This is a genomic window from Streptomyces sp. SUK 48 (assembly GCF_009650765.1).
Classification (GTDB): Bacteria; Actinomycetota; Actinomycetes; order Streptomycetales; family Streptomycetaceae; genus Streptomyces.
Genome location: NZ_CP045740.1, coordinates 7,071,094 through 7,092,767, shown reverse-complemented (window position 1 = coordinate 7,092,767; position 21,674 = coordinate 7,071,094). Strand labels below are relative to the sequence as shown.

General features: G+C 75.6%; 17 protein-coding genes. 11 read left to right on the top strand and 6 right to left on the bottom strand.

All coding sequences use genetic code 11. From position 1 onward, the window contains the following. Nucleotides 1-136: 136 nt before the first annotated feature. Together GHR20_RS36960 and GHR20_RS31465 are read right to left on the bottom strand one after the other, a co-directional pair. Nucleotides 137-661: a hypothetical protein gene (locus tag GHR20_RS36960; RefSeq protein ID WP_194859040.1), complete on the bottom strand. Its 525-nt coding sequence runs from the start codon at nt 659-661 to the stop codon at nt 137-139. Nucleotides 662-1,084: 423 nt separating this feature from the next. Continuing rightward, complete coding sequence (locus GHR20_RS31465) at nt 1,085-1,846, bottom strand: PaaX family transcriptional regulator C-terminal domain-containing protein (RefSeq protein ID WP_148026085.1); 762 nt, start codon at nt 1,844-1,846, stop codon at nt 1,085-1,087. Nucleotides 1,847-1,918: 72 nt separating this feature from the next. Here GHR20_RS31465 and GHR20_RS31460 point away from each other — a divergent pair, with 72 nt between their 5' ends. Further along, nucleotides 1,919-3,580 carry an acyl-CoA dehydrogenase family protein gene (locus GHR20_RS31460; protein ID WP_194859039.1) on the top strand — a complete coding sequence of 554 codons (1,662 nt, stop codon included), beginning with the start codon at nt 1,919-1,921 and terminating at the stop codon, nt 3,578-3,580. A 34-nt stretch (nt 3,581-3,614) separates the two neighbouring features. On the opposite strand, the gene GHR20_RS31455 is transcribed toward GHR20_RS31460, so the two are convergent. Beyond that, nucleotides 3,615-4,196 (bottom strand): hypothetical protein, encoded by a 582-nt coding sequence (locus GHR20_RS31455; RefSeq protein ID WP_194859038.1) that lies wholly within the window; start codon nt 4,194-4,196, stop codon nt 3,615-3,617. Nucleotides 4,197-4,475: 279 nt separating this feature from the next. On the opposite strand from GHR20_RS31455, the gene GHR20_RS31450 reads away from it, so the two are divergent. From GHR20_RS31450 to GHR20_RS31435, 4 genes are all read left to right on the top strand, one after another. Beyond that, nucleotides 4,476-5,564 (top strand): exo-alpha-sialidase, encoded by a 1,089-nt coding sequence (locus GHR20_RS31450; protein WP_243878414.1) that lies wholly within the window; start codon nt 4,476-4,478, stop codon nt 5,562-5,564. 86 nt (nt 5,565-5,650) lie between these two features. Further along, on the top strand, nt 5,651-6,328 hold the full coding sequence (locus GHR20_RS31445; protein WP_153815083.1) for a uracil-DNA glycosylase: 678 nt from the start codon (nt 5,651-5,653) through the stop codon (nt 6,326-6,328). Next, on the top strand, nt 6,325-7,296 hold the full coding sequence (locus GHR20_RS31440; RefSeq protein ID WP_153815082.1) for a BadF/BadG/BcrA/BcrD ATPase family protein: 972 nt from the start codon (nt 6,325-6,327) through the stop codon (nt 7,294-7,296). The genes GHR20_RS31445 and GHR20_RS31440 overlap by 4 nt, the downstream gene beginning before the upstream one ends. An 84-nt stretch (nt 7,297-7,380) precedes the next feature. Beyond that, nucleotides 7,381-8,307 carry a hypothetical protein gene (locus GHR20_RS31435; protein ID WP_153815081.1) on the top strand — a complete coding sequence of 309 codons (927 nt, stop codon included), beginning with the start codon at nt 7,381-7,383 and terminating at the stop codon, nt 8,305-8,307. 95 nt (nt 8,308-8,402) lie between these two features. Here GHR20_RS31435 and GHR20_RS31430 read toward each other — a convergent pair whose 3' ends face one another. Together GHR20_RS31430 and GHR20_RS31425 are read right to left on the bottom strand one after the other, a co-directional pair. Further along, nucleotides 8,403-9,425, bottom strand: coding sequence for a lactonase family protein (locus GHR20_RS31430; protein ID WP_194859154.1), 1,023 nt, complete (start codon nt 9,423-9,425; stop codon nt 8,403-8,405). Between the two features lie 218 nt (nt 9,426-9,643). Next, nucleotides 9,644-11,137, bottom strand: coding sequence for an FUSC family protein (locus tag GHR20_RS31425; RefSeq protein ID WP_153816204.1), 1,494 nt, complete (start codon nt 11,135-11,137; stop codon nt 9,644-9,646). 249 nt (nt 11,138-11,386) lie between these two features. Here GHR20_RS31425 and GHR20_RS31420 point away from each other — a divergent pair, with 249 nt between their 5' ends. The 3 genes from GHR20_RS31420 to GHR20_RS31410 all read left to right on the top strand — a co-directional run bounded on the left by GHR20_RS31420 (nt 11,387) and on the right by GHR20_RS31410 (nt 14,184). Beyond that, nucleotides 11,387-11,863: an Lrp/AsnC family transcriptional regulator gene (locus tag GHR20_RS31420; protein ID WP_074995994.1), complete on the top strand. Its 477-nt coding sequence runs from the start codon at nt 11,387-11,389 to the stop codon at nt 11,861-11,863. A gap of 19 nt (nt 11,864-11,882) precedes the next feature. Continuing rightward, nucleotides 11,883-12,575 (top strand): HAD family phosphatase, encoded by a 693-nt coding sequence (locus tag GHR20_RS31415; protein WP_153815079.1) that lies wholly within the window; start codon nt 11,883-11,885, stop codon nt 12,573-12,575. Between the two features lie 133 nt (nt 12,576-12,708). Then, a complete protein-coding gene (locus tag GHR20_RS31410) occupies nt 12,709-14,184 on the top strand; it encodes an MFS transporter (protein ID WP_153815078.1) in 1,476 nt (491 codons plus the stop codon). Nucleotides 14,185-14,333: 149 nt separating this feature from the next. Here the strand turns inward: GHR20_RS31410 and GHR20_RS31405 are convergent, their stop codons facing one another. Continuing rightward, nucleotides 14,334-15,173, bottom strand: coding sequence for a LysR family substrate-binding domain-containing protein (locus GHR20_RS31405; RefSeq protein WP_194859037.1), 840 nt, complete (start codon nt 15,171-15,173; stop codon nt 14,334-14,336). A 111-nt stretch (nt 15,174-15,284) separates the two neighbouring features. Between GHR20_RS31405 and GHR20_RS31400 the strand changes: the two genes are divergently transcribed. The 3 genes from GHR20_RS31400 to GHR20_RS31390 all read left to right on the top strand — a co-directional run bounded on the left by GHR20_RS31400 (nt 15,285) and on the right by GHR20_RS31390 (nt 21,647). Then, nucleotides 15,285-15,689 carry a DUF5997 family protein gene (locus GHR20_RS31400; RefSeq protein ID WP_111583675.1) on the top strand — a complete coding sequence of 135 codons (405 nt, stop codon included), beginning with the start codon at nt 15,285-15,287 and terminating at the stop codon, nt 15,687-15,689. 112 nt (nt 15,690-15,801) lie between these two features. Next, nucleotides 15,802-16,656, top strand: coding sequence for a DUF4132 domain-containing protein (locus GHR20_RS31395; RefSeq protein WP_153815077.1), 855 nt, complete (start codon nt 15,802-15,804; stop codon nt 16,654-16,656). Next, a complete protein-coding gene (locus GHR20_RS31390; RefSeq protein WP_153815076.1) occupies nt 16,653-21,647 on the top strand; it encodes a hypothetical protein in 4,995 nt (1,664 codons plus the stop codon). Before GHR20_RS31395 ends, GHR20_RS31390 begins: the two co-directional genes overlap by 4 nt. The last annotated feature ends 27 nt before the right edge of the window (nt 21,648-21,674 follow it).

Sequence of the window (21,674 nt, the reverse complement as noted above, 5' to 3'; positions counted from 1 at the left end):
GCGCGCGGTGCCCGCGGCCGCTCCGGCGGCCACCCCCACCGTGGGCGCGGCGGCGCGGGCCAGCAGGCGTGGTGCCGCGGGCAGCAGCCGGAGGGTGGCCCGCGGCACGGTGAACAGACCTGGCAAGGGGCTCTCCTCAGCGGGTGGTGCGGTCGGGGCGCGCGGTGGGGCCGAGGGGGCCGGTCACCGTCTTCGGGGTGGTGTCCGGGGCGCCGTCGGCGAGGACGGGTCCGGGGCCGGGTCGAGGCCCGTGTCCGTGCCCGCCCTCGCCGTGGTGCCGGTGGGGTTGCTCCTGCGGGCCGTGCGGGTGCGTGTCCGCGCCGGACCGGAGCGCGGCCGTGCGGAGGTCGTGCGGGGCCGCCGCCCTGTCTTCGCGGTCGTCGCCGGCCCCGTCGCCGCGGGGGCCGGGCCGGGGCTGGGTGAGCCAGGCCACCGCCGCGCCGGTCAGCGCCACGGGCCACTCCACGACGCCCGCCGCGCCGAGCACGCCCGCTCCGGCGTACACCGCGATGCGCCGCCCGCGCGGGGAGACGGCGCCCACCTTGTCCAGGGTCTCCTCGGCGACGCGGCCCACCGCCGTGGCACCCGGCACCTTGCGCAGCACCGAGGCGGCGCCACGCAGTGGCGCCATGAGGGCCGACGACGCGTTCTGCTCAGCCATGACTCTCCTCGGGTGAGATCGTCGTCCGATTCGCCCCGCCGAGTGTTCGCGACCGTGCTGGTCATCCTCCTGTCTCCCAGGGAACGCCCTGCGGGCCGGGCGCGCCACCTGCCGGGAGGGAAGCGGGGGCGGGTTGCGCCGCATGGGGTGGGCGCGGCGCTCTGGGACCGGGGTCAAGGCATTTGTGCCGCGCGCGGCCGGCGGGCGGTGCCGCGCTCAGGGCCGCGGGCCCCGCCGGCCCCTGGGCCGCCGGGCTCACCCGGCGCTCAGCACCCGGCCAGAACTCTCCCGCCCCTCAGTGCCCCGCTACGACTCCCCCGCGTCCCCGGCTCACGCGCCTGGCGCGTCCTGCCCCCGCCGAACCGCGCGCCCCGCCGTACCGCTCCATGCCGTACCGCCACCCCGGCGAGAGCCCGCTCCCCGTCAGTACTCCCTCGCGCCCGCCACCCCGACCGACGCCCCCACCTCCCGCTGATACCCGGCGTACGCCGTGCGCAGTTCGGGGCCCGGCCAGGACGGCGGGAGCAGGGCGGGCGGGAGGACGGGGTCGCCGAGGAGGTGGCGGACGAGCGCGGCGAAGGCGGTGAGGCGGTCGGCGGGGCGGGGGGCGTCGGAGGCGGATGCCAGCAGGGCGCGGGCGGTGGCCGCCCAGGTGGTCAGGGGCCACAGCCGCGCGGCGAGATCGCCCGCGGGCTCGTCCGGGCGGGCGGTGTACGTCGCCGCCACCTGGCGGAGTGCGTCCGGCAGCGGCCGGTCGAGGTTGGCCGGGCGCAGCCACACGCCCTCGCGCAGCTCGGCCAGCCGCAGCGCGGCCAACCGGGCGCGCAGCTCCGCGCGTTCGGCCGCGCCGCGTCCCGTCGCCGTGACGACGACCATCTCCCAGTCGCCGTCCCACGCGCGGGTACGGGGGTGGACCGCGTCGTCCTGGCGGCGCTGCCTGGCCAGCAGCCGCTCGCTGAGCCCGTAGACCGCGTCCGTGCGCCACAGATCGCCCGCGGCCACCATCCGGCTCAGCGCGGCCCGCAGCGTGGAGCCGCCGACACCGAAGGGCTCGACCAGCCGTACGAGGTCCTTCACCGGCAGTTCGGGCGGGTGCACGGCCAGGAGCATGCTCAGCACGACCGACCGGGCGGACAGGGGCCGCAGGACGGCCGTCCCCGGCCCGGTCGAAACGTTCATGCGCATGGGCACGTACTGTACGTGCGCCTCCTTGTTGCACTATTGCTACAACCGCAGCAAAAGCGCAACATGACGAGTATGGCCCCCACACGGACACAGACGCCGCCGTCGGTCGCGACCCACGACGTCACCAACCAGCCCCCTCCCCTCGCCCCGTACGACTCCTCCGCCGACGCCGCCCTCCTGGAGGGCCTGCGCCGCGAGGGGGCCGGGTGGGCCGAGGAGGAGATCCGCCGGATCGGCGCCCGCGCCGGCAGCGCGGAGGCCCAGGAGTGGAGCGCGCAGGCGAACCTGCACGAGCCGGTGCTGCGCACCCACGACCGGTACGGCAACCGCGTCGACGAGGTGGACTTCCACCCCAGCTGGCACCATCTGATGCGGGCCGCGGTCCGGGCGGGCCTCGCCGGTTCGGCCTGGGCGGACGACCGGCCCGGCGCCCATGTGGCCCGTACCGCGGGCGGGTTGGCGTGGGGGCACACCGAGGCGGGGCACGGCTGCCCGACGTCGATGACGTACGCCGCCGTACCCGCCCTGCGCGCGCAGCCCGAACTGGCCGAGGTGTACGAGCCGTTGCTCACCAGCCGGGAGTACGAGCCCGGACTGCGGGTGCCGGTCCGGAAGCCCGGGCTGATCGCCGGGATGGGCATGACCGAGAAGCAGGGCGGCTCGGACGTGCGGACCAACACCACGGCAGCGACGCCCACCGGCGAGCCCGGGGTGTACACGCTGCGCGGGCACAAGTGGTTCACGTCGGCGCCGATGTCCGACGTCTTCCTCGTCCTGGCGCAGGCCCCGGGCGGTCTGTCCTGCTTCCTGGTGCCGCGCGTACTGCCGGACGGCGGCCGCAACGCCTTCCGCATCCAGCGCCTGAAGGACAAGCTGGGCAACCGCTCCAACGCCTCCTCGGAGCCGGAGTTCGACCGGACCGTCGCCTGGCTGGTGGGGCCCGAGGGACGGGGCGTGAAGACCATCATCGAGATGGTCAACTGCACGCGCCTGGACTGCGTGATGGGCTCGGCGACGCTGATGCGCAAGACGCTGGTCGAGGCCGGTCACCACGCCCGCCACCGGAGCGCGTTCGGCGCCCGGCTGCTCGCACAGCCGCTGATGCGCAATGTGCTGGCGGACCTCGCGCTGGAGTCGGAGGCGGCGACCACCCTCACGCTTCGGCTGGCCGGGGCCGCGGACCGCGCGGTGCGCGGGGACGCCGGGGAGCGGGCCTTTCGGCGGGTCGCCACGGCCGTCGGCAAGTACTGGGTGACCAAGCGGGGGCCCGCGTTCACCGCCGAGGCCCTGGAGTGCCTGGGCGGCAACGGGTACGTGGAGGAGTCCGGTATGCCCCGGCACTACCGGGAGGCCCCGCTGCTGTCCATCTGGGAGGGCTCGGGCAACGTCAACGCGCTGGACGTGCTGCGCGCCCTCGGCCGCGAACCGGGCGCCGCCGACGCCCTGTTCACCGAACTGGACCTCGTCCGGGGCGCGGACGCCCGGCTGGACTCCGCCGTGGCCGCCCTCAGGAGCGAGCTGCCCCGGGCCGACCAGTCCGGCGCCCGCCGCCTGGTCGAGCGCACGGCGCTCGCCCTCCAGGCGTCCCTCCTGGTCCGCCACGCCCCCGAGCCGGTCGCGGACGCCTTCTGCGCGACCCGCCTGGCCGGCGACTGGGGCCACTCCTTCGGCACCCTGCCGCCCGGCACGGACCTGGACGCCATCCTGGGACGGGCCCTGCCCGACGGCGGCTGAACCCAAAAACGGCGTTTGGCCGGCGGGCGGCCGCTCAGACCGTGCGTCCCCACCGCGGCCCCAGCCGGGCCCATTCCGTGTCCCAGGCGGTCATCCGGCGGCGCTCCAGCCGGGCGCACAGCAGGAAGCCGCCGGAAAAGGGGACGAGGGCTGTGCCGAGGCCCGCCAGGGTTCCGACGAGGCCGGCCCGGAAGGCCGCCTGGCCGGGCGGGACGGGGCTGCCGACGAGGTGGCCGCGGGAATCGGTCCAGACGGTGACCGTGGTGCCGACCCCGCCGCCGGCCGTCGCCCGGACCCGGCCGGTGTGCACGGAGCCGTCGGCCACCGTCCAGCGCACCTCGGCCCAGGGCCGGGCGCCGTGGGACATGTGCCGGTGCCCGGCGGGCACGTCCGGGACCTCGGCGACGACCCGGGCGACGGCGGGGCGCCAGTCGGCGCGCTCGCGGGCCAGTCCCCGGGCCACCGTCGCGGCCACCATGAGCCCGGCGAGCACCCCGGCGAGCACGGTCAGCAGCCCGACGCCGAGCACCACCCAGCCCTCCACCACGTCCGCCCGGCGCCTGAGCGGATTGCGCCGCCACCGCCACAGCCACACCCTGGGACTCCGGCACGCCATCAGGGCATCCTCCTCGCGACCGCAAAGACCGGCCGGACCGCCCTCCTCGGAGGAGGGATCGTTCCGTTGCTCATGACAAGCCGTCCTCGACGTTCGCACGAGTGGCCCGCCTCGCGCAGGCGCATCGGGGAACGGACCTCGCGGATCGTCCCCGGAAGCCGACGACACCCCCGCTGAGCTGGGGCGACGACCACTCCAGGGGAGACTGTCGGTGGCGGGGTGCAGACTGGCCGATATCTGACGGCGATCCTGGGCAATGGCGCCCCGGAGGTGATCGGCATGACCGAGGTACTGCTGGCGGTGGGCACCCGCAAGGGCCTGTTCCTCGGACGGCGGCGGGGGCAGGGCCCGTGGGAGTTCGACGAGAGCCCGTATTTCAACGCGCAGGCGGTGTATTCGGTCGCGATCGACACCCGGGGACCCCGGCCCCGGCTGCTCGCGGGGGGCGACAGCGCGCACTGGGGGCCGTCGGTGTTCCACTCCGACGACCTCGGCCGCACCTGGAGGGAACCGCCCCGGCCGGCCGTCAGGTTCCCCCGGGACACCGGCGCCTCCCTGGAGCGCGTCTGGCAGCTGCACCCGTCCGCCGCCGAGCCCGACGCGGTGTACGCGGGCACCGAACCGGCCGCGCTGTACCGCTCGGTGGACCGCGGCGAGAGCTTCGAGCTGGTGCGGCCGCTGTGGGAGCACCCCACCCGCTCCCGCTGGGTGCCGGGCGGCGGCGGTGAGGGGCTGCACACGGTGCTCACGGACGCGCGCGACAAGGCGGCGCTGACGGTCGCCGTCTCCACGGCCGGGGTGTTCCGCACCACCGACGGCGGGGCGAGCTGGGCGCCGTCCAACTCCGGTGTGGCCGCGGTGTTCCTGCCGGACCCGAACCCGGAGTTCGGCCAGTGCGTGCACAAGGTCGCCCGGGACGCGGCCGACCCGGACCGGCTGTACCTCCAGAACCACTGGGGGGTGTACCGCAGCGACGACGCGGGCGCGCGCTGGAGCGACATCGGCGCCGGTCTGCCGTCCACCTTCGGCTTCGCGGTCGCCGCCCACCCGCGCCGCGGCGGCACGGCGTACGTGTTCCCGATCAACGCGGACAGCGACCGGGTCCCCGCCGACCGCCGCTGCCGGGTCTTCCGCACGGCCGACGCGGGCAGATCCTGGGAGCCCCTGTCCCGGGGCCTGCCGGCCGGGGACCACTACGGCACGGTGCTGCGCGACGCCCTGTGCACCGACGACGCCGACCCGGCGGGCGTGTATTTCGGCAACCGCAACGGAGAGGTGTTCGCCTCCCCCGACGACGGGGACAGCTGGCGGCAGGTGGCCGCGCATCTGCCGGACGTCCTGTGCGTGCGCGCCGCGGTGGTCGGCTGAGGGACGGACCGGAGAGGCCCGGGGTGTCCGGCCGGGTTCGGCCATCGGTTGATCACCGGCCGCCGTACGGCAGTAGGGTGACGCCCGTGGCACCACGACCCTTGCATGAAATCGTCGAACCGGGCTGGGCGAAGGCCCTGGAACCCGTGGCCGGACGGATCGCCCAGATGGGCGACTTCCTGCGCACGGAGATCGCCGCGGGACGCACCTACCTCCCGGCCGGAAGCAACGTCCTGCGGGCGTTCCAGCAACCCTTCGACGAGGTGAGGGTGCTGATCGTCGGTCAGGACCCCTATCCCACCCCGGGACACGCGGTGGGCCTGTCGTTCTCGGTCGCTCCCGAGGTACGGCCGCTACCGCCGAGCCTGATCAACATCTACCGCGAGCTGAACACCGACCTGGGACTGCCCCAGCCGTCCGACGGCGACCTCACCCCCTGGACCCAGCAGGGCGTCCTGCTGCTCAACAGGGCGCTGACCACCGCGCCGCGCAGCCCGGCCGCCCACCGGGGCAAGGGCTGGGAAGAGGTCACCGAGCAGGCGATCCGGGCCCTCGCGGCGCGCGGCAAGCCGCTGGTGTCGATCCTGTGGGGCCGCGACGCGCGCAATCTGCGCCCGCTGCTGGGGAATCTGCCGGCGGTGGAGTCCGCGCACCCCTCGCCGATGTCGGCCGACCGCGGATTCTTCGGATCGCGCCCCTTCAGCCGGGCCAACGACCTCCTGGTCGAGCAGGGCGGGCAGCCCGTGGACTGGCGCCTGCCATGACCGGCGCCGGGTATCTCGCCGTGGACTCCGGCGGCTCCGGCCTCCGGGTCGCCGTCGGCGTGCCGGGGCGGGCGCCCTCGGCACAGCGGGAGACCCGGGAGCCCGTCCGCACCGGCGCGCACGGCATCGACCCGGCCCATCTGATGTCCCGTCTCACGCCGCTCGCCAGGGAACTGGCGGCGGAGGCGGGCGTGGACGACCTGGGTACGGCCGTCGTCGGCGCCGCCGGGTTCGCCACCCTGGGCGACGCCCTGCGCGCCGAACTGCCGGACGCCCTCGCCCGCGAACTGGGGGTACGACGGCTCGCGCTCGCCGCCGACGCCGTCACCGCGTACGCCGGGGCCCTCGGTTTCCGGCCGGGCGCGGTGCTCGCCGCGGGCACCGGGCTGATCGCGCTCGGCACCGACCTCACCGGCTGGCGGCGGGCCGACGGCTGGGGGCATCTGCTGGGCGACTGCGGCGGCGGCGCGTGGATCGGCAGGGCCGGTCTGGAGGCGGCGCTGCGGGCCCACGACGGCCGCGAGGGCGGCTCGGCCGCGCTGCTGAGGTGCGCGGAGGAACAGTTCGGGCCGGTGGGCCGGCTGCCCGGCCGGCTCTATCCGAGGACCGACCGGGCCGCCGTACTCGCCTCGTTCGCGCCCCGGGTGGCCGAGCACGCCGCGCACGACCCGGTCGCGGCGGACATCCTGCGCGCGGCGGCGCGGCACATGGCCGACTCCGCGGCGGCCGTGTGCCCGGCGGACGGGGCCCCCGAAGTGGCGCTCACCGGCGGCCTGTCGAAGATGGGCGACCCCCTGCTCGGGCCACTGCGCGAGGAGTTGGCGCGCCGGCTGCCGCACGCCCGCCAGGTGCCGCCCGGGGGTGACCCGTTGCACGGCGCGGTACGGATCGCGGCCGAGCTGGCATCCGGACGGCTCACACTGCCGGGTGAGGCGACGATGCTGCACGTCACAGCCTGCCACCCGTAAACGAGCAGACAAAACCGGACGGATACCGCGCACCTGTACCCTCCCCGAACAGGACCATCCGGGAAACCAGTAACATGCGGCGCCATGAGCTCCTCCACTGGACCCGAGTCCGGCCTCCCAGTACGAATGCCGCGACCCCGCCAGCCGGGACGGCACCGCCGGCCCGAACCGCTGGTGGCTCCCGAGGGCGCGCCCGCGCTCGTCCTCGCGGTGCCCGGTGTGCCCAGCGCTGCCACGCGTGGCCTCGCCGAGGAGGTCGTGAGCATCGCCCGTTCCGAGCTGCCCGGCCTGAACGCCCGGATCGGCTATCTGGACGGTGACGACGCCGAGTTCCCCACCCTGCGGTCGGTGCTGGCGCACGCCGCCGAGGAGCGCGCGGCCCGTTACGAGCAGGCCGTCGCCGCCGGTGTCGAGGGCCTGCGGGAGCCCGACGGCCCGGTCGCCGTGGTCGTACCGCTGCTGGCCGGTCCGGACAGCGCGCTGCTGCGGGCGATCCGCCAGTCGGTGAACGACAGCCGGGTCGCCGCCGAGCTGACCGATGTCCTCGGCCCGCACCCGCTGCTCGCCGAGGCGCTGCACGTACGGCTGTCGGAGGCGGGCCTGGCCCGTGCCGACCGTGCCCGGCTGTTCACGGTGGCCACCGCCGCCGACGGCATCGTGCTGGCCTCCGTGGGCGGCGAGGAGGCCGCGCAGGCGGCCGGGATCACCGGCATGCTGCTCGCCGCGCGCCTGGCCGTGCCGGTGATGGCGGCGGCCCTGGACCAGGAAGGTTCCCTCTCCTCGGTCGCCGAGCAGCTGCGTTCCTCCGGTTCGCAGCAGCTGGCGCTCGCGCCGTACCTGGTCGGCCCGGAGATCGACGCGACGCTGCTCGCGGCCGCGGCCGAGGAGGCGGGCTGCTCGATGGCCGCGCCGCTGGGCGCCTACCCGGCGATCGGCAAGCTGGCCCTCGCCAAGTACACGACCGCCCTGGGGATCGCGCCGCAGCAGGCGCAGGGCGCCCCGGTCCGCTGACCGCACGGACCTCCGGACGAGCAGGGCCCGCTCCCCTCGGGGGCGGGCCCTTCGCCTTGCCGGTCCGGGGGCCTGGGCCGGGTGTCGTGCCCCGCTCAGCCGAAGACCACGCACGAGGCCGCGGCGACCTGCACCGAGCCGTCGTAGCGCGGCAGGCCCGTCGCCTCGTCCACGGCGAACCAGCTGACGTCGCCGGAGCGCTCGTTGGCCACGTACAGGAAGCCGTCGTGCTCGGCCAGGGCGCGGGGCCAGTGGCCGGCGCAGGGCACGGTGCCGAGCAGCCTGAGGCCGTCCGCCTCGACGGCGAGCACCGACAGGACGTCCTCGCCCCGGGTCGCCGTCCACACGAAGCGGCCGTCTGGGGCGACCACGATCCCCGAGGGGTAGGCGTCGCCGGCCGGGGCGCCGGGCAGCAGCGGGACCTCGGTGAGCGGCTTCAGGGAGCCGGCGGCGGCGTCCCAGCGGCACACGGTGACCGTCGGGGTGAGTTCGTTGACGACGTAGGCGCGCTCACCGTCGGGGTGGAAGGCCAGGTGGCGGGGGCCGGAGCCGGGCCGCAGCGCGCACTCGCGGTGCGGGGCCGGGGCGCCGGCCTCCAGGGTGCACACCCGCACCGAGTCGGTGCCGAGGTCGACGCTCACCGCCCAGCGGCCGCTGGGGTCGGGCTGCACCTGGTGGGCGTGCGGGCCCCGCTGACGGCGGTCGTGCGGCCCCGAGCCGGTGTGCTGGAGCCGGCCGGAGGGCTTCGCGGCGAGGGTGCCGTCGGGGCGCAGCGGTACGGCGGTGACGCTGCCGCAGCCGTAGTTGGCGGTCAGCACATGCCCGGCGTACAGGCTCAGATGGGTGGGGCCGCTGCCGTCCACCGGCACGGACGGTCCGGCGAGCTCCGGACGGCCCCCGTCGACGCGGTAGGCGGCCACGGCGCCCTCGGCGGTCTCGCTGACCGCGTAGAGCATGCCGCCGTCCGGGGAGAGGGCCAGGTAGGAGGGGTCCGGTACGTCGTTGACGGCGGCGACGAGGGTCAGGGCGCCGCCCCGCGCCGCGACCTCGGCGGTCACCAGGCCCGGGCCGCCCGCCGCCGTGAACGACCCGATGAACGCCCTGCCGCCGCTCCGCACCACCGCTGTCCCCTCTCGGTCGAGCCCGTCACGCGCCGACGGTAGCAGCCGACCCGCTTCGGTCTAGACCAAGAGGACGGCGCGTCCGTTTCTCGGCCGAGGGCACGGCGATTTCCAAGGGCACGGCGATTTCCAGGGGAACCGCGCGACCGGGCGCAACGGACCCGCGCCCGCGCGCCGCTTCCCCCGGCCGCCCGGCACGGCGCGTCCCTCCGGACTCACGCCCCGACCAGCCTCGACTCCGCCGCCCCCCGCAACGGCTCCGCGAGCGCGGCCAGCGCGTGCTCCAGACCGTGCACATGGGCCAGCGCGGGCGACGCCGGGGACTCGGCCACCGCGGCCGCGGGCTCCGCCGAGCCCCCGGTGAGCGCCTCGACCGCCGCCTCCACCCGCCGGCACGCCGCCGCGAGCCGCGCGTCGTGCGACGCCTCCGGGTCCGCCGCGACCGCGACCAGCCCCCGGATCTCGCGCGCGCAGTCGTCGAGCAGTGCCAGCACCCTGCGGGCCCGGCGCTTGCGGGCCGGCAACGGGTGCAGCGGATGCACCAGCGGCGCCACGGACAGCCGTACCCGCGCGAGCAGCTGTTCCAGCTCGGCCACCCGGGGCGCGGGATCGGCTGCGGGCGAGCCCGCGAGCCGCGCCGCCGCCTCCGCCGTGCAGACGTGCACGCACCGCAGGGCCCGCTGGATCCACGCGTCCGTGGTGGCGTGCGTGGTCACCGGCAGCAGGAGCAGCACCGCGAGCGCGGCGCCGAGCGCGCCCACCGCGGTCTCGCCGATCCGCAGCGCCAGCAGCCCGGGGGTGAGGACGCCGAGGAGGCCGTAGAGCAGTTCGGCGAGGACCGTCACGCAGAGCATCATCCAGGTGTAGGAGACGGCCGCGGAGTAGAAGATGCCGAAGACGGCGACGGCGAGCAGCGCGGCCGTCGGCACCGGCGCGCCGTGCAGGGGTACGGCGACGAGGAAGCCCAGGCCGACGCCGATCAGCGTGCCGAGGACCCGGCGGAAGCCCCGTACCAGCGTCTCGCCGCGCGAGGCGGTGTTGACGAAGACCCACCAGGTGGCGCCGACCGCCCAGTACCACCGCTGGCCGGACACCAGCTCGCCGACGACCAGCGCGAAGCCCGCGCCCGCCATCGCCTGGACCGCCTGGCGCGTGGTCACCCGGGCGAGCCCGGCGCCGGTGGACAGGGAGATGAGGACGGCGGCCGGGGGCCGCCGGCGCTCGTAGCACCACAGCCCGAAGCGCACCGCGGCCGCGCAGAGCACGGACAGCAGGACGGCGGCGGACAGCTCGGGCAGCCGGTCGGGGGTGGCGTGCAGGAACTGGGCGGCGAAGAACATCATGAAGGCGAACACGCCGAGGCTGTGCCCGCGCGGCCCCCAGCGCCGGGCGTACACCCCGGCGCCGACGACCGCGAGGAAGGCGAGGTCCCGCGCCACCGGGTACGGGTGCAGCGCGGCCGCGGCGCCCAGCACCGGCAGACCCACGGCGGGCAGCAGCGCGGTGGTGACCGCCTGCCCGCGCACGGTCGGGTCGGCGACGGTGAACAGCGCGAGCAGCGCGGCGAGGCCGCCGGTGACCGCGCCGACGACGGAGTGCCCGACGAGCAGGCAGACCGCGACGGCGAGCCCGATGCCGAGGACGGCCCGGGACGCCCAGCGCAATCGCGCTCGGCCCGGGTCCGGAGCCACGAACATCTTCTTCAGCACTGCTGCCCTCCCCATGGACGCCTTGGAAGACCAAGGAAGACCGGAAAACAAAAGGCGCCGCGGGGATCCGCAGCGCCATCGACATGTCCATAAGAGCATCCTGTGCCGCAGTGGCTCAAGTGATGCCGGATTCAGTGGTCCAATGGCCCAATAAAAAGCCCTGTCGCGGGCACCCCGCGACGCCAACGGCGCAGGTCGAGCGGTACAGGGGGCCGAACGAGCACTGGGCCATTGGTACAGTCGTCCATCATGGCCGTGGACGAGCTCGACACCCGCATCCTGCGACTGCTCCTGGAGCAGCCGCGCACCAGCGTGCGCGAGTACGCCCGGATTCTCGGCATAGCCCGCGGCACGCTCCAGGCCCGGCTCGACCGCATGGAGCGGGACGGTGTGATCACCGGCACGGGTCCTTCCCTGTCCCCCGCCGCCCTGGACCATCCGGTGCTGGCGTTCGTGCACATCGAGGTCACCCAGGGGCACCTGGACGACGTCGGGGACGCGCTGGCGGCGGTGCCGGAGATCGTGGAGGCGTTCTCGATCACGGGCGGCGGTGACCTGCTCGCCCGGGTGGTGGGCCGGGACAACGCCCATCTGGAGGACGTCATCCAGAAACTGATCAGCCTGCCGGGCGTGGTGCGCACCCGTACCGAGGTGGCGCTGCGCGAGCGCGTCCCCTACCGGCTGGGGCCCCTGGTGGAGTCGGTGGGCCGCGCCGCCCGCGCCTGATCCCGGCATGCTGGGGCGCATGAGCGATCTCGGCGCCCTCGCGGTCATCTTCGATCTCGACGGAACGCTCGTGGACAGCGAGCCGAACTACTACGAGGCGAGCCGCCGGGCCCTGGCCGAGTACGGCGTCCCGGAGTACACCTGGGCGGACCACGAGAGCTACGTCGGTGTCAGCACCCGGGACACGGTCGGGCTCTGGCGGGAGCGCTACGGGCTGCGCGTCCCGGCCGGGGAACTGCTGGCCGCGACGGACCGGCGCTATCTGGAGCTGGCCCGCGCCCACACGCGCGTGTACCCCGAGATGCGGGCGCTGCTGGAGCTGCTGGCCGCCGACGGGGTGCCGGCGGCGGTGGCCTCGGGCTCCTCCCCCGACGCCCTGGCCGCGGTCCTGACCGGCACCGGCCTGGGCGCCCTCGTCCCCGTGGCGGTCTCGGCGGCCGACGTGCCGCGCGGCAAGCCGGCGCCGGACGTCTTCCTGGAGGCCGCCCGGCGGCTGGGCGCGGAGCCGTGCGACTGCGTGGTCCTGGAGGACGCGGCACCGGGCGCGGCCGCCGCGCACGCCGCCGGGATGCGCTGCCTCGCCGTCCCCTACGTCGCCGGACAGGCCGACGATCCCGGGTTCGCCACGGCGAGCCTGCTGCTGCGCGGCGGCCAGCAGGAGTTCACGGCACGCGCGGCGTACGCGTGGCTCCGGGAGACGGCCCGCACGTAGGACGCCGCGTACGACGCGATGCGCACACCGCGCACGAGGCGACGCTTGGCGCCTTATAGCAGGACAAACACCGACGCGCCGGATTTTCCTCTCTTCCCCCCTCAGGGCCCGGCCGCTGCTTAGCGTGGGCCCCATGACCATGGACACGGCCCGGCCGGCCGACGACCGGCGCCGCTGGCAGGCGCTCTGGGTCTGTCTGACGGCGGGCTTCATGACGCTGCTCGACAGCTCGATCGTGAATGTCGCCCTCCCCTCGATGGAACGCGGCCTCGGCGCCGACACGGCCGCCCTGTCCTGGGTCGTCTCGGGCTACGCGCTCACCTTCGGACTCGCCCTCGTGCCCGCCGGCCGGCTCGGGGACCTGCGCGGCCGGCGGACGGTCTTCCTGTACGGGCTCGCCCTGTTCACGCTGGCCTCGGCGGCGTGCGGACTGGCCACCGACGCCGGCTGGCTGGTGTTCTTCCGGCTGTCGCAGGGCGTGGCCGCGGGCATCCTGGCACCGCAGACCACGGGGCTGATCCAGCAGATGTTCCGGGGCACCGAGCGGGCGCGGGCGTTCGGCATGCTGGGCAGCGTCGTCGGGCTGTCCACGGCGATCGGGCCGCCCGCCGGCGGACTGCTGATCCATCTGTTCGGCACCGGCGACGGCTGGCGCTGGGTGTTCTACGTCAACCTGCCGATCGGGGTCGCCGCCTTCTGCGCGGCCCTGCGGCTGCTGCCGCGCACCTCGCCCGCCACCGGCCGGCGCGAGGGCATCGACCTGACCGGTGTGCTGCTCCTCGGCACCGGCGTGCTGGCGCTGATGCTGCCCCTGGTGCAGGAGCAGCAGTGGACGGGCCGCCTGAAGTGGGCGCTGCTGCCGGTGGCCGCGCTGCTGCTGGCGGGGTTCTGGGCGTGGGAGCGATGGCAGGGCTGGTGGGGCAAGGCGCCGCTGCTGGACCTGGGGCTGTTCGCCCAGCGGTCCTTCTCGCTCGGGGTGCTGCTGAATCTGGTCTACTTCGCGGGTTTCACCACGCTGTTCTTCGTCTACACGCTGTTCCTCCAGAACGGCGTGGGCTACACCGCGCTGGCGGCCGGGTTCTCCTCGCTGCCGTTCGCGTGCGGTTCGGCGATCGGCGCGGGGGTCAGCGGGCGGCTCGTCGTACGGCACGGGCGCAAGCTGGTGGTCGCCGGTCTCGCGGTGGTGGCGCTGGGCCTGCTCACGGTGGTCGCGACGGTTCAGCTGGTGCCGGGGCAGGGCGTGGCCTGGGCGGCGGCGCTGCCCCTGCTGATCGCCGGCCTCGGCTCGGGCGTCACCATCTCCCCCAACACCACGCTCACCCTGGCGACCGTTCCCGTGCAGCGGGCGGGGGCGGCGGGTGGGGTGCTGGTGACCGCCCAGCGCATCGGCTCGGCCGCCGGGATCGCCGCCGTGGGCGCCGTGTACTTCGCCCATCTCGCCAACCACGGCAGCCCGGCGCGGGCACTCCAGCTGGGCCTGCTGACGGCTGTGGGCATCATCGTCCTCGCCCTGGTCCTCGCGATGGCCGACCTGCGGGAACGGCGGACGGAGCCGGTGGGCGCGGTGCGGAGCGCGGCCCGGCCGGAGGAACACGATCAGGCGGTTTGAGCCGGGCGAGGCGACCGAGGCCGCGGTCTGAGACCGGAGCGCGGCGGCCAAGGCCGCGGTTCGAGACGGGTGCCCCGATCAAGGCCGCGGTTCGAGACGGGTGCGGCGGCCAAGGCCACCGGACGCCCCCGACAGCCCGGCAACTCGCTCTACGAGCGCTTCCGCGGCTTCCCGCGCTTCGCCGCGGGCTTGGCGCCACCCGTGCGGGCCCGCTGGCCCCGGCCGCCCGAGGACTTGGCGGCCCCGGGCTTCTGCCGCGCGCCGGACTGCCCGGCGCCCCGGGACTTCTTGTCGCCCTGGGGCTTGCCCGCCGACGCGGCTCCCGGCTTGGCCGTACGGCCCTCCGCCGCACCGCCGTCCACCGGGCGCCCGGCCGCGCCGCGCCCCCGGGTGCTGTTGACCGTGCGGCCCCGGACGATGCCGATGAACTCCTCGACCAGGTCGGTGGTGGCGTCCTCGGGCCAGGACAGGGCGACGCCGGACTGAGGGGCGTCGGTGACCGGGCGGTAGGTGAGGTCGCGGCGGTGGTACAGGCGGGCGAGCGACTGCGGCACGACGAGGAGGCCGACGTTCGCCGCGACCAGCTCGATCGCGTCCTGGGTCGTCGCGGGCCGCTCGAACGCGGCCTCGCCGGGCGGCCGGTCCCAGTCGAAGACGTCGTCCAGCGGGTGGAAGAGCACCTCGTCGGCGAGGTCGTCCAGGGTCACCTCGTCGGCGGCGGTGATCACATGGTCCTTGGGGACGACGACCACGCTGGTCTCGGTGTAGAGCGGGATCGCGCTGAAGACGTCGCGGTCCACGGGCAGCCGTACGAGTCCCGCGTCGGCCTCGCCCGCGCGCATGAGCTCCGGCGCCTCGGCGGCGGGGACCTGCGTGAGGGTGAGCGGGATGTCGGGCAGGCGTTCGTGCCAGACCTTCACCCATTTGGCGGGCGTCACTCCGGGGACGTACGCGAGCCGGAACGACGGTGATTCCTCCGAGCCTGTCACCAGGCCAGGTTACCGGCCGCGGCGCCGCCCATGGTCACCGGCCATGATCCCCTCCGTCCGCCGCCCGGCTCGTGGTCGGCTCCCGCACGCACGGCCGATACCCTTGTCCTCATGAAGTCGCAGCAGAGCACCCAGACGATGAAGCCCGCGACCGCGGCGAAGAAGCTGGGTGTGTACCTCCCCGCCACCCCCGCCTCCTTCCAGGAGGGTGTGGTCTCGCGTGCCGAGCTCAACGAGCTCCAGGCCGACCCGCCCCAGTGGCTGCGCGAGCTGCGTCTCAACGGTCCGCACCCGCGTCCGGTGGTCGCCTCGAAGCTCGGTGTGTCCATCGCCGGTCTGGCGCGCGGCGGCGTCACCGAGGCGCTGACCACGGAGCAGATCGAGGCGCTCAAGCAGGAGCGGCCCGAGTGGCTTCTCAAGGAGCAGGCCACCCAGGTCGAGGTCCGCAAGGAAGCGGCGCGGATCAAGGACCTGAAGCAGCAGAAGGACGCGGCCAAGGGCTCCGCCCAGAGCTGACCGCCCGCTTCTCCACCGCCTTTTCCCCAGCGCCCTCCGTTGATCGGAGGGCGTTGTCAGTGCTCGCCCCTAGAGTTCCCGTCACTTGATCACTGCGGTGCGGGAGGCACGTATGGGGTGGGTGTCGGCCGGTGACTACGAGGTCGCCCTCGACGGCAGGAAGGTGGTGTGCCGCAACGCGTCCGGGCGGTCGTTGAAGTCGGTGCCGCCGAAGATCGCGGACCATCCCGCGGTCGTCGCTCTGAAGCAGCTCGTCGAGTGGCTGGAGCGGCACGAGTCGCGGTGCCTGGCCGACGCCGAGCGGTGGATGGTCCGCTCGCTGCCGGTGCCGTTGGCCCTCCTGGCCCGTGTATGGCCCGATCCCGCCTGGCAGTCGGCGCTGCGCGACCTCGTGGTCACCGGCGCGGACGGAGCGGTCGCCGGATTCCTGCGCGACGCCGACCCCGAGCGGGGCCTCGGCCTGGTGGACCTCGACGGCGACACCGTGCGCATCGCCCCCGAGCTGGTGCGCATCCCGCACCCCGTGCTCCTCGACGACCTGGAGGAACTGCGGGAGTTCGCCGTGGAGCTGGGCGTCGAGCAGCACGCCCGGCAGCTGTTCCGCGAGGTCTGGCACCGCCCGGCCGCCCTCGACGCCAAGGCGACGCAGATCGAGGAGTACGCGGGCGGCGTCTTCAAGGAGCTGCGCTTCCTGCACGGCCGGACCGCCCAGCTCGGCTACCGCGCGCGCGGCGGTTACGCGGTGTGCTCCGTGGTGGAGGACGGCCGCGCCGTCGAGGCCCGCGTCTGGATCGGTGACTACGACGGCTACGCGCGCACCGAGACCGGCCCGCTGGCCTGGTCCGAGCCGGGCGGCCGGGTGCTGAGGCTCGATCAGGTCGGGCCGGTGGCCTGGTCGGAGGGCATGCGCATGGCGGCGGCGCTGTACGCGGGGCGGGACATCGAGGACGAGGAGCGGGCGGCATGACGTACGACGAGGACACGGTCACCGCGCTGCTGGACGCGGGCGCCGTGCTGCCGCCCCAGAGCACCGCCCGCGAGGACGCCGACGGTCTGACGGTGCGCACGTACACGCATCCCGCGCTGGACGGGCGCCGGGTGGTCCGGCTGGTGCCGAGCACGCTGGGCGAGGCCGAGGACCTGGCGCTGGAGTTCCTGGGCCTGGCCCGCGCGCCCGAGTCGCCCGTGGTCGGGCAGGTGCGCAAGGAGACGCTGGGCTTCCCGGCGTGGGCCCTGGTCCACGACCCGGCGAACGGCCATCACGCGCTCGCCCTGGTGAAGGACGTCGAGCGGCTCGCCCGGCAGGCCAAGTCCCGTCCGGGCGCCGCCAAGGAGGGTTTCGAGGCGCTGGGCGAGCGGCTGGGCCGGGCGGTGCCGCACTTCCTGCCGACGTTCTACGAGCAGGCCGCGCGGGTCTTCCTCGGGCACGAGAACACCACGTACGCGGCGGCCTTCTTCGGCAAGGCCCGTGAGGCCGAGCGGGTGCACGCGCTGGCGGTGGACGAGGAGCGGCGGCGCGCGGTGTTCCTGGAGTTCGCCTTCGCCGGCGCGCTGACCGTCAAGGCCCTCAAGGAGTATGTGAAGGATCTCGCCGCACGGCTCGAACCGGCGGCGGCCTGGGCGCAGTTCCGGCAGCTGACGGTGGAGCGCTGCGCGGCCGGCATGCCGCCGTACGCCTCGCTGCCGCAGGACGCGCGGGGGCTGATCAGGGCGGCGGGTCTGGACCGGGTGACGGAGGAGTGCACTCTGGTCGCCGACCTGATCGCCTCCCCGGCGGCGGTGCGGGCGCCCCGGTCCTTCTGGACCGCCTACCGCGCGGTGCTCCCGGTCCTCGCCGAGCGCCGGCCCGAGACCCGGATCCGGCTGCTGGAGATGATGCCGGCCGGGCTCGGCCGGGACGTCGAGGACGACGAGTTCTGGCTGGCGCTGCTCGCGGAGACGGGGGCCGAGCCGCTGCTGACGGAGCCGGGGCAGGCCGTCGCGCACGGGGTCGATCCGGCGGACTGGCTGAGCCGTTGGGCGTCGTTCCGCAAGCACGGCGGGTCGTACTCGTTGCGCTCGCCGGGCACGCTCGCGCTGGTCCGGCGGATGGCCCCCGGGCTGCTCGCCGAGGGGCGCCCGGTGGCCCTGTTCGCGGGCGGCTGGCACGCGGGCGCCGACCTCGACCTGCTCGACCTGTGTCTGACGGAGGGCATCGCGCTCACGCTGCCCGGCAGCGGCGAGCGGACGTTCCTGCCGCTGGCCAACTGGCTGACGGACACCCGTGAGGGCGCCCGCGACCTGGCCGCGGTGGCGGCCGACCCGCGGCTGCGGCGGCTGCTGCACACGGCCCTGGGCCAGGTCGGCGGCCATGCGCGCGCCACGGAGACGCTGCCCGCGGTCGCCGGGCACCCGGTCCTGTCCGAGGTGCTGCGGGAGTGGCTGGACGAGGCCGCCGACGAGTTCACGGAATCGGTGGGCCTGCCCGGCGCCGGGCAGGCGCTGAACCGGCTGCACGCCTTCCGGAAGGTCGCCCCCGAGGTCAGCCCCGGGGCCGTGGCCCGGATCGCCGCCCACCCGGCGGCGCCGCTGCTGGCGCGTACGCTGCGCGCCGGCATCCTGGACGAACTGGGCTGGCCCGCCCTGGAGGAGGCGCTGGCCGCGCTGGACGCGCAGACCCGCGGCCAGGGACCCGGCCATCGGCACACCGACTCGATCGCCGTGTACGAGGCTTGGCCCGCGCTGATCGTGGCGCGCGGCCACAAGGCGCTGGTGGTCGGCCCGCAGGAGGTGCTCCTGGACCACGAGCTGCGGCTGCCGCACGACCCGGACCGCTGGCAGCAGCCCCGATTCCGTTACGTGGACGGCGAGTTGCTCGTCATGTGGCGCCAGGGCGCCAAGCAGTACGGCTACTGGTCGTCCCGCCCGGCCGACGTGTTCGAGCTCGGCGGCGAGCAGCTGCCCTCCTGGTGGAACCCGAACGAGACGCTCGTCCCCTCGCTCCCGCTGCCCGGCGGCGGCCGGGCGACCGGCGGCAAGGCGCTGCACACCGGTGACACGGTCCTGCCGCCGACGCGGAGCGTCCTCGGTGACGGCAGCACCCTGTGGCGCCGGGGCCGGGAGGGCCGGCGCACGGTGTGGCTGGAGTACGACCCGGCGACCGGGACGCACGGCCGCGCCTCGCTGCCCGCGCTGCTGCGCGCGGGCATCCGCGAGGGCGCCGAACTGCTGCCGGAGCGCTGCGAGGTGCTGCCGCTCCAGCCGGGCCTGGAGGACAGCCCGTTCGGCACCGACGGGACGGTGCTCGGGCATTGGGTGCGCACCGAGGGCGAGGACGACGCCGCGCTGCGGACGGCGGGGACGCCGGACGGGCGGACCGTGACGGTGGCGGCGGGCGCCACCCAGCGGGACGGCATTCCGGTGGGCGCGCTGCGGCTGCCGGGTGGCGCCGAGCCGGTCGTGGTGGAGCGGTACCGCGGCATCGCGCTGACGACGGCGGGCGACGACGGCTTCGGCCCCGGTGAGCTGGGGCGCGTACCGGTCCAGGGCCCGGGCGGGGAGTTCGCCGCGGGCACCCCGTTCGTGCCCCCGCTGCCCTTCTGGCACGCGCTGCGTCCGCGCGACGTCCAGGGCTCGGCCGTGCTGCGCGCCCTGACCGACGAACGGGCCGGCGAGGTGCTGCGCGCGGCCGCCGAGGCGCTGGCCGAGCGGCGGCAGGCGCTGGTTCTCGCCGGGGACGACGAGCAGGCCAGGGCCGCCGTGCCGGGCGCGGACCAGATCGTGCGGCGGGTCGTGGCCGGCGCCCTGCCGGGGCTGACCGACGAGCGGCTGCTCACCGGTGTCGCCGCGCTGGTCAGGTCCACGCTGCACATCGAGGACTCGGCGACCGCGTTCGCTCGTCCCCCGCAGGAGCGGTCCCTGCTGCCCCGCAACCGCACCGAGGGCATGTTCGCCGACCACCGCCCCGCCCACGGCGACGACCGCAGCCTGTACGCGGCCGTCTCCGGGCTCGGCCCCCTCCGGGGCTGGTGGCAGCAGGAGGTGTGGCACGCGCTGCGCCAGATCCGCTCGGTGAACCATGTGCTGTCCGGATGCCCCGCCGACGGCATCCCTCTGCCCGGCCGGGAGCGGCTCGGCGCTCTCGCGGACGGCTGGCAGAGCGAGGAGTTCACCGTCCCGGGCATCGGCATGGTGTGGCCGCAGGTGCTGGGCCGGCTGCGCGCGCTGGCCTACCGGGCCGCGTCGCCCGCCCTGTCCGAGGCCCGGCGGGAGCCGCTGCTCCTGCTGTTCGAGGCCCTCACCGAGGGTCCGCTCGCCGGGGCGGGCGGCACCCTGCGCCAGGTGGTCCTCGGCGAACCGCACGACAAGCAGCGCCGCACCGGCCAGGTGCTGCGCCGCGCGGGACGCACGGTGGTGATCCTCGGCTGCGAGCGCGTCGACACCCAGCGCGACCGCGTCGACTGGCTGGCGCTGGACCACGATCCGACCGGCGCGTTCGGCGCGGTCGCCCACTTCACGCTGGACCAGGAGGTGCGGTACGACACGACGATCGGCGCCGAGGACCTGGCCGCGCTGACCCGCCTGGTCCGGGAGAAGGGCGCCGCGCCCTGGGCCGCCGGGGCGCCCGAGGCGCTGGTCGCGGCGAGCGGCGGCGGTCTCGGCCCCGTCCAGGCCGCCGTCCTGCTCGCCGGACAGCCGCAGGACATCGAGGCCGAGGGCCTGGCCGTCATCGGACTCAAGCCCAAGCAGGGGGAGTTCGGCGACGCCCTGCTGCGCGGCCTCGACGCGGAGCCGCGCACGGCCCTCCTGGGCGCGCTGCTGCCCGCCGATCCGGCCGCCCTGTGGACGACCGGTCCGGACACGGCGGCCGCGGGCCGGGTGTGGGCCGAGCGGCTCGGCTCGCTGGTGCGGGTGCCCGAGGACATCAGGACCGAGCTGTCCGGGCTCCCCGTCGGGTACGCCGAGGAGGCGCTCAACCCGTCCCGCACCCCGTGGCTGAGCCGCACCACGGTCCTGCGGCCGGACAAGGACGGCGACCTCGTCCCCGAGGACCCGTCGGCGCTGCCGTCCGGACGCGATCTGGTGAACGCCGTCGACGGGCTCGCCGCCCTCGCCTACGGCCTGCCGCACGGCCACCCGCTGCGCGCCGCGCTCCCGGCCGCCCTCGCCGCCGTACGCGCGCGGCTGGCCGACCCGGAGCTGATACTCGGCCTCGGGGTCGAGCGGACGGAGAAGGGCGCCCCGACCGCGGTCGAGCTGCGCAAGGCGTACGGGCTGCCCGAGACCGGCGGCGCCGACGCGCACGGGCTGACCCGGGTGGGCGAGGCGATCGTGCTGCGCCCCTGGTACCAGGACGTGGAGACGGTCCTGGTCCGGCCGGCCGGGTTCGACGGGCCCGACGACGCCGTGTTCGGGCTGCTGGCGGGGCTGGTCGGACCGCACCAGGGGCACGCGCTGCACGCCGTACGCACGCTGCTCGGCGAGGAGTTGGACCGCGCGGTCGGCGCCGAGGGCGCCCCCGGGTACGCGCAGGACCCGACGGTCGGCGTACCCGCGCTGGTCGCCGAGGTGGCCGAGACGCACGGGCTGGGCGAGGACGCGGCCGCTCTCTACCTCCAGTTGCTCGCCCTGCCCGACCCGACGGACCGCAACCGCGCCCGCTGGACCGGCTGGCGGCCGGCCCGGCTGAAGAAGGCCCGCGCCGAACTGGCCGCGACGGACCTGGTGGTCGAGGCCAAGCGCCCGCGCGCCGGGCGGACGCTGTTCCTGCCCTGCGGCTGGCGCGACCCGGGCTCCCCGGCGCTGCCCCTGGAGACCTGGAAGGAGTCCCTGTACCCGGTGCCACCGCGGCGGCACACGGTACCGCTGCTCCCGGTGTCCGAGCTGTTCACCCGGGCCTGGCAGCGCGTCCGCGCGGGCGACGCCCCGGCGTACGAGGAACTCAGGACGCGGGCGACACGGAAGGGAAGGCGCCGCTGAGGCCCCACCCGCCGCTCTCCCTCTCCC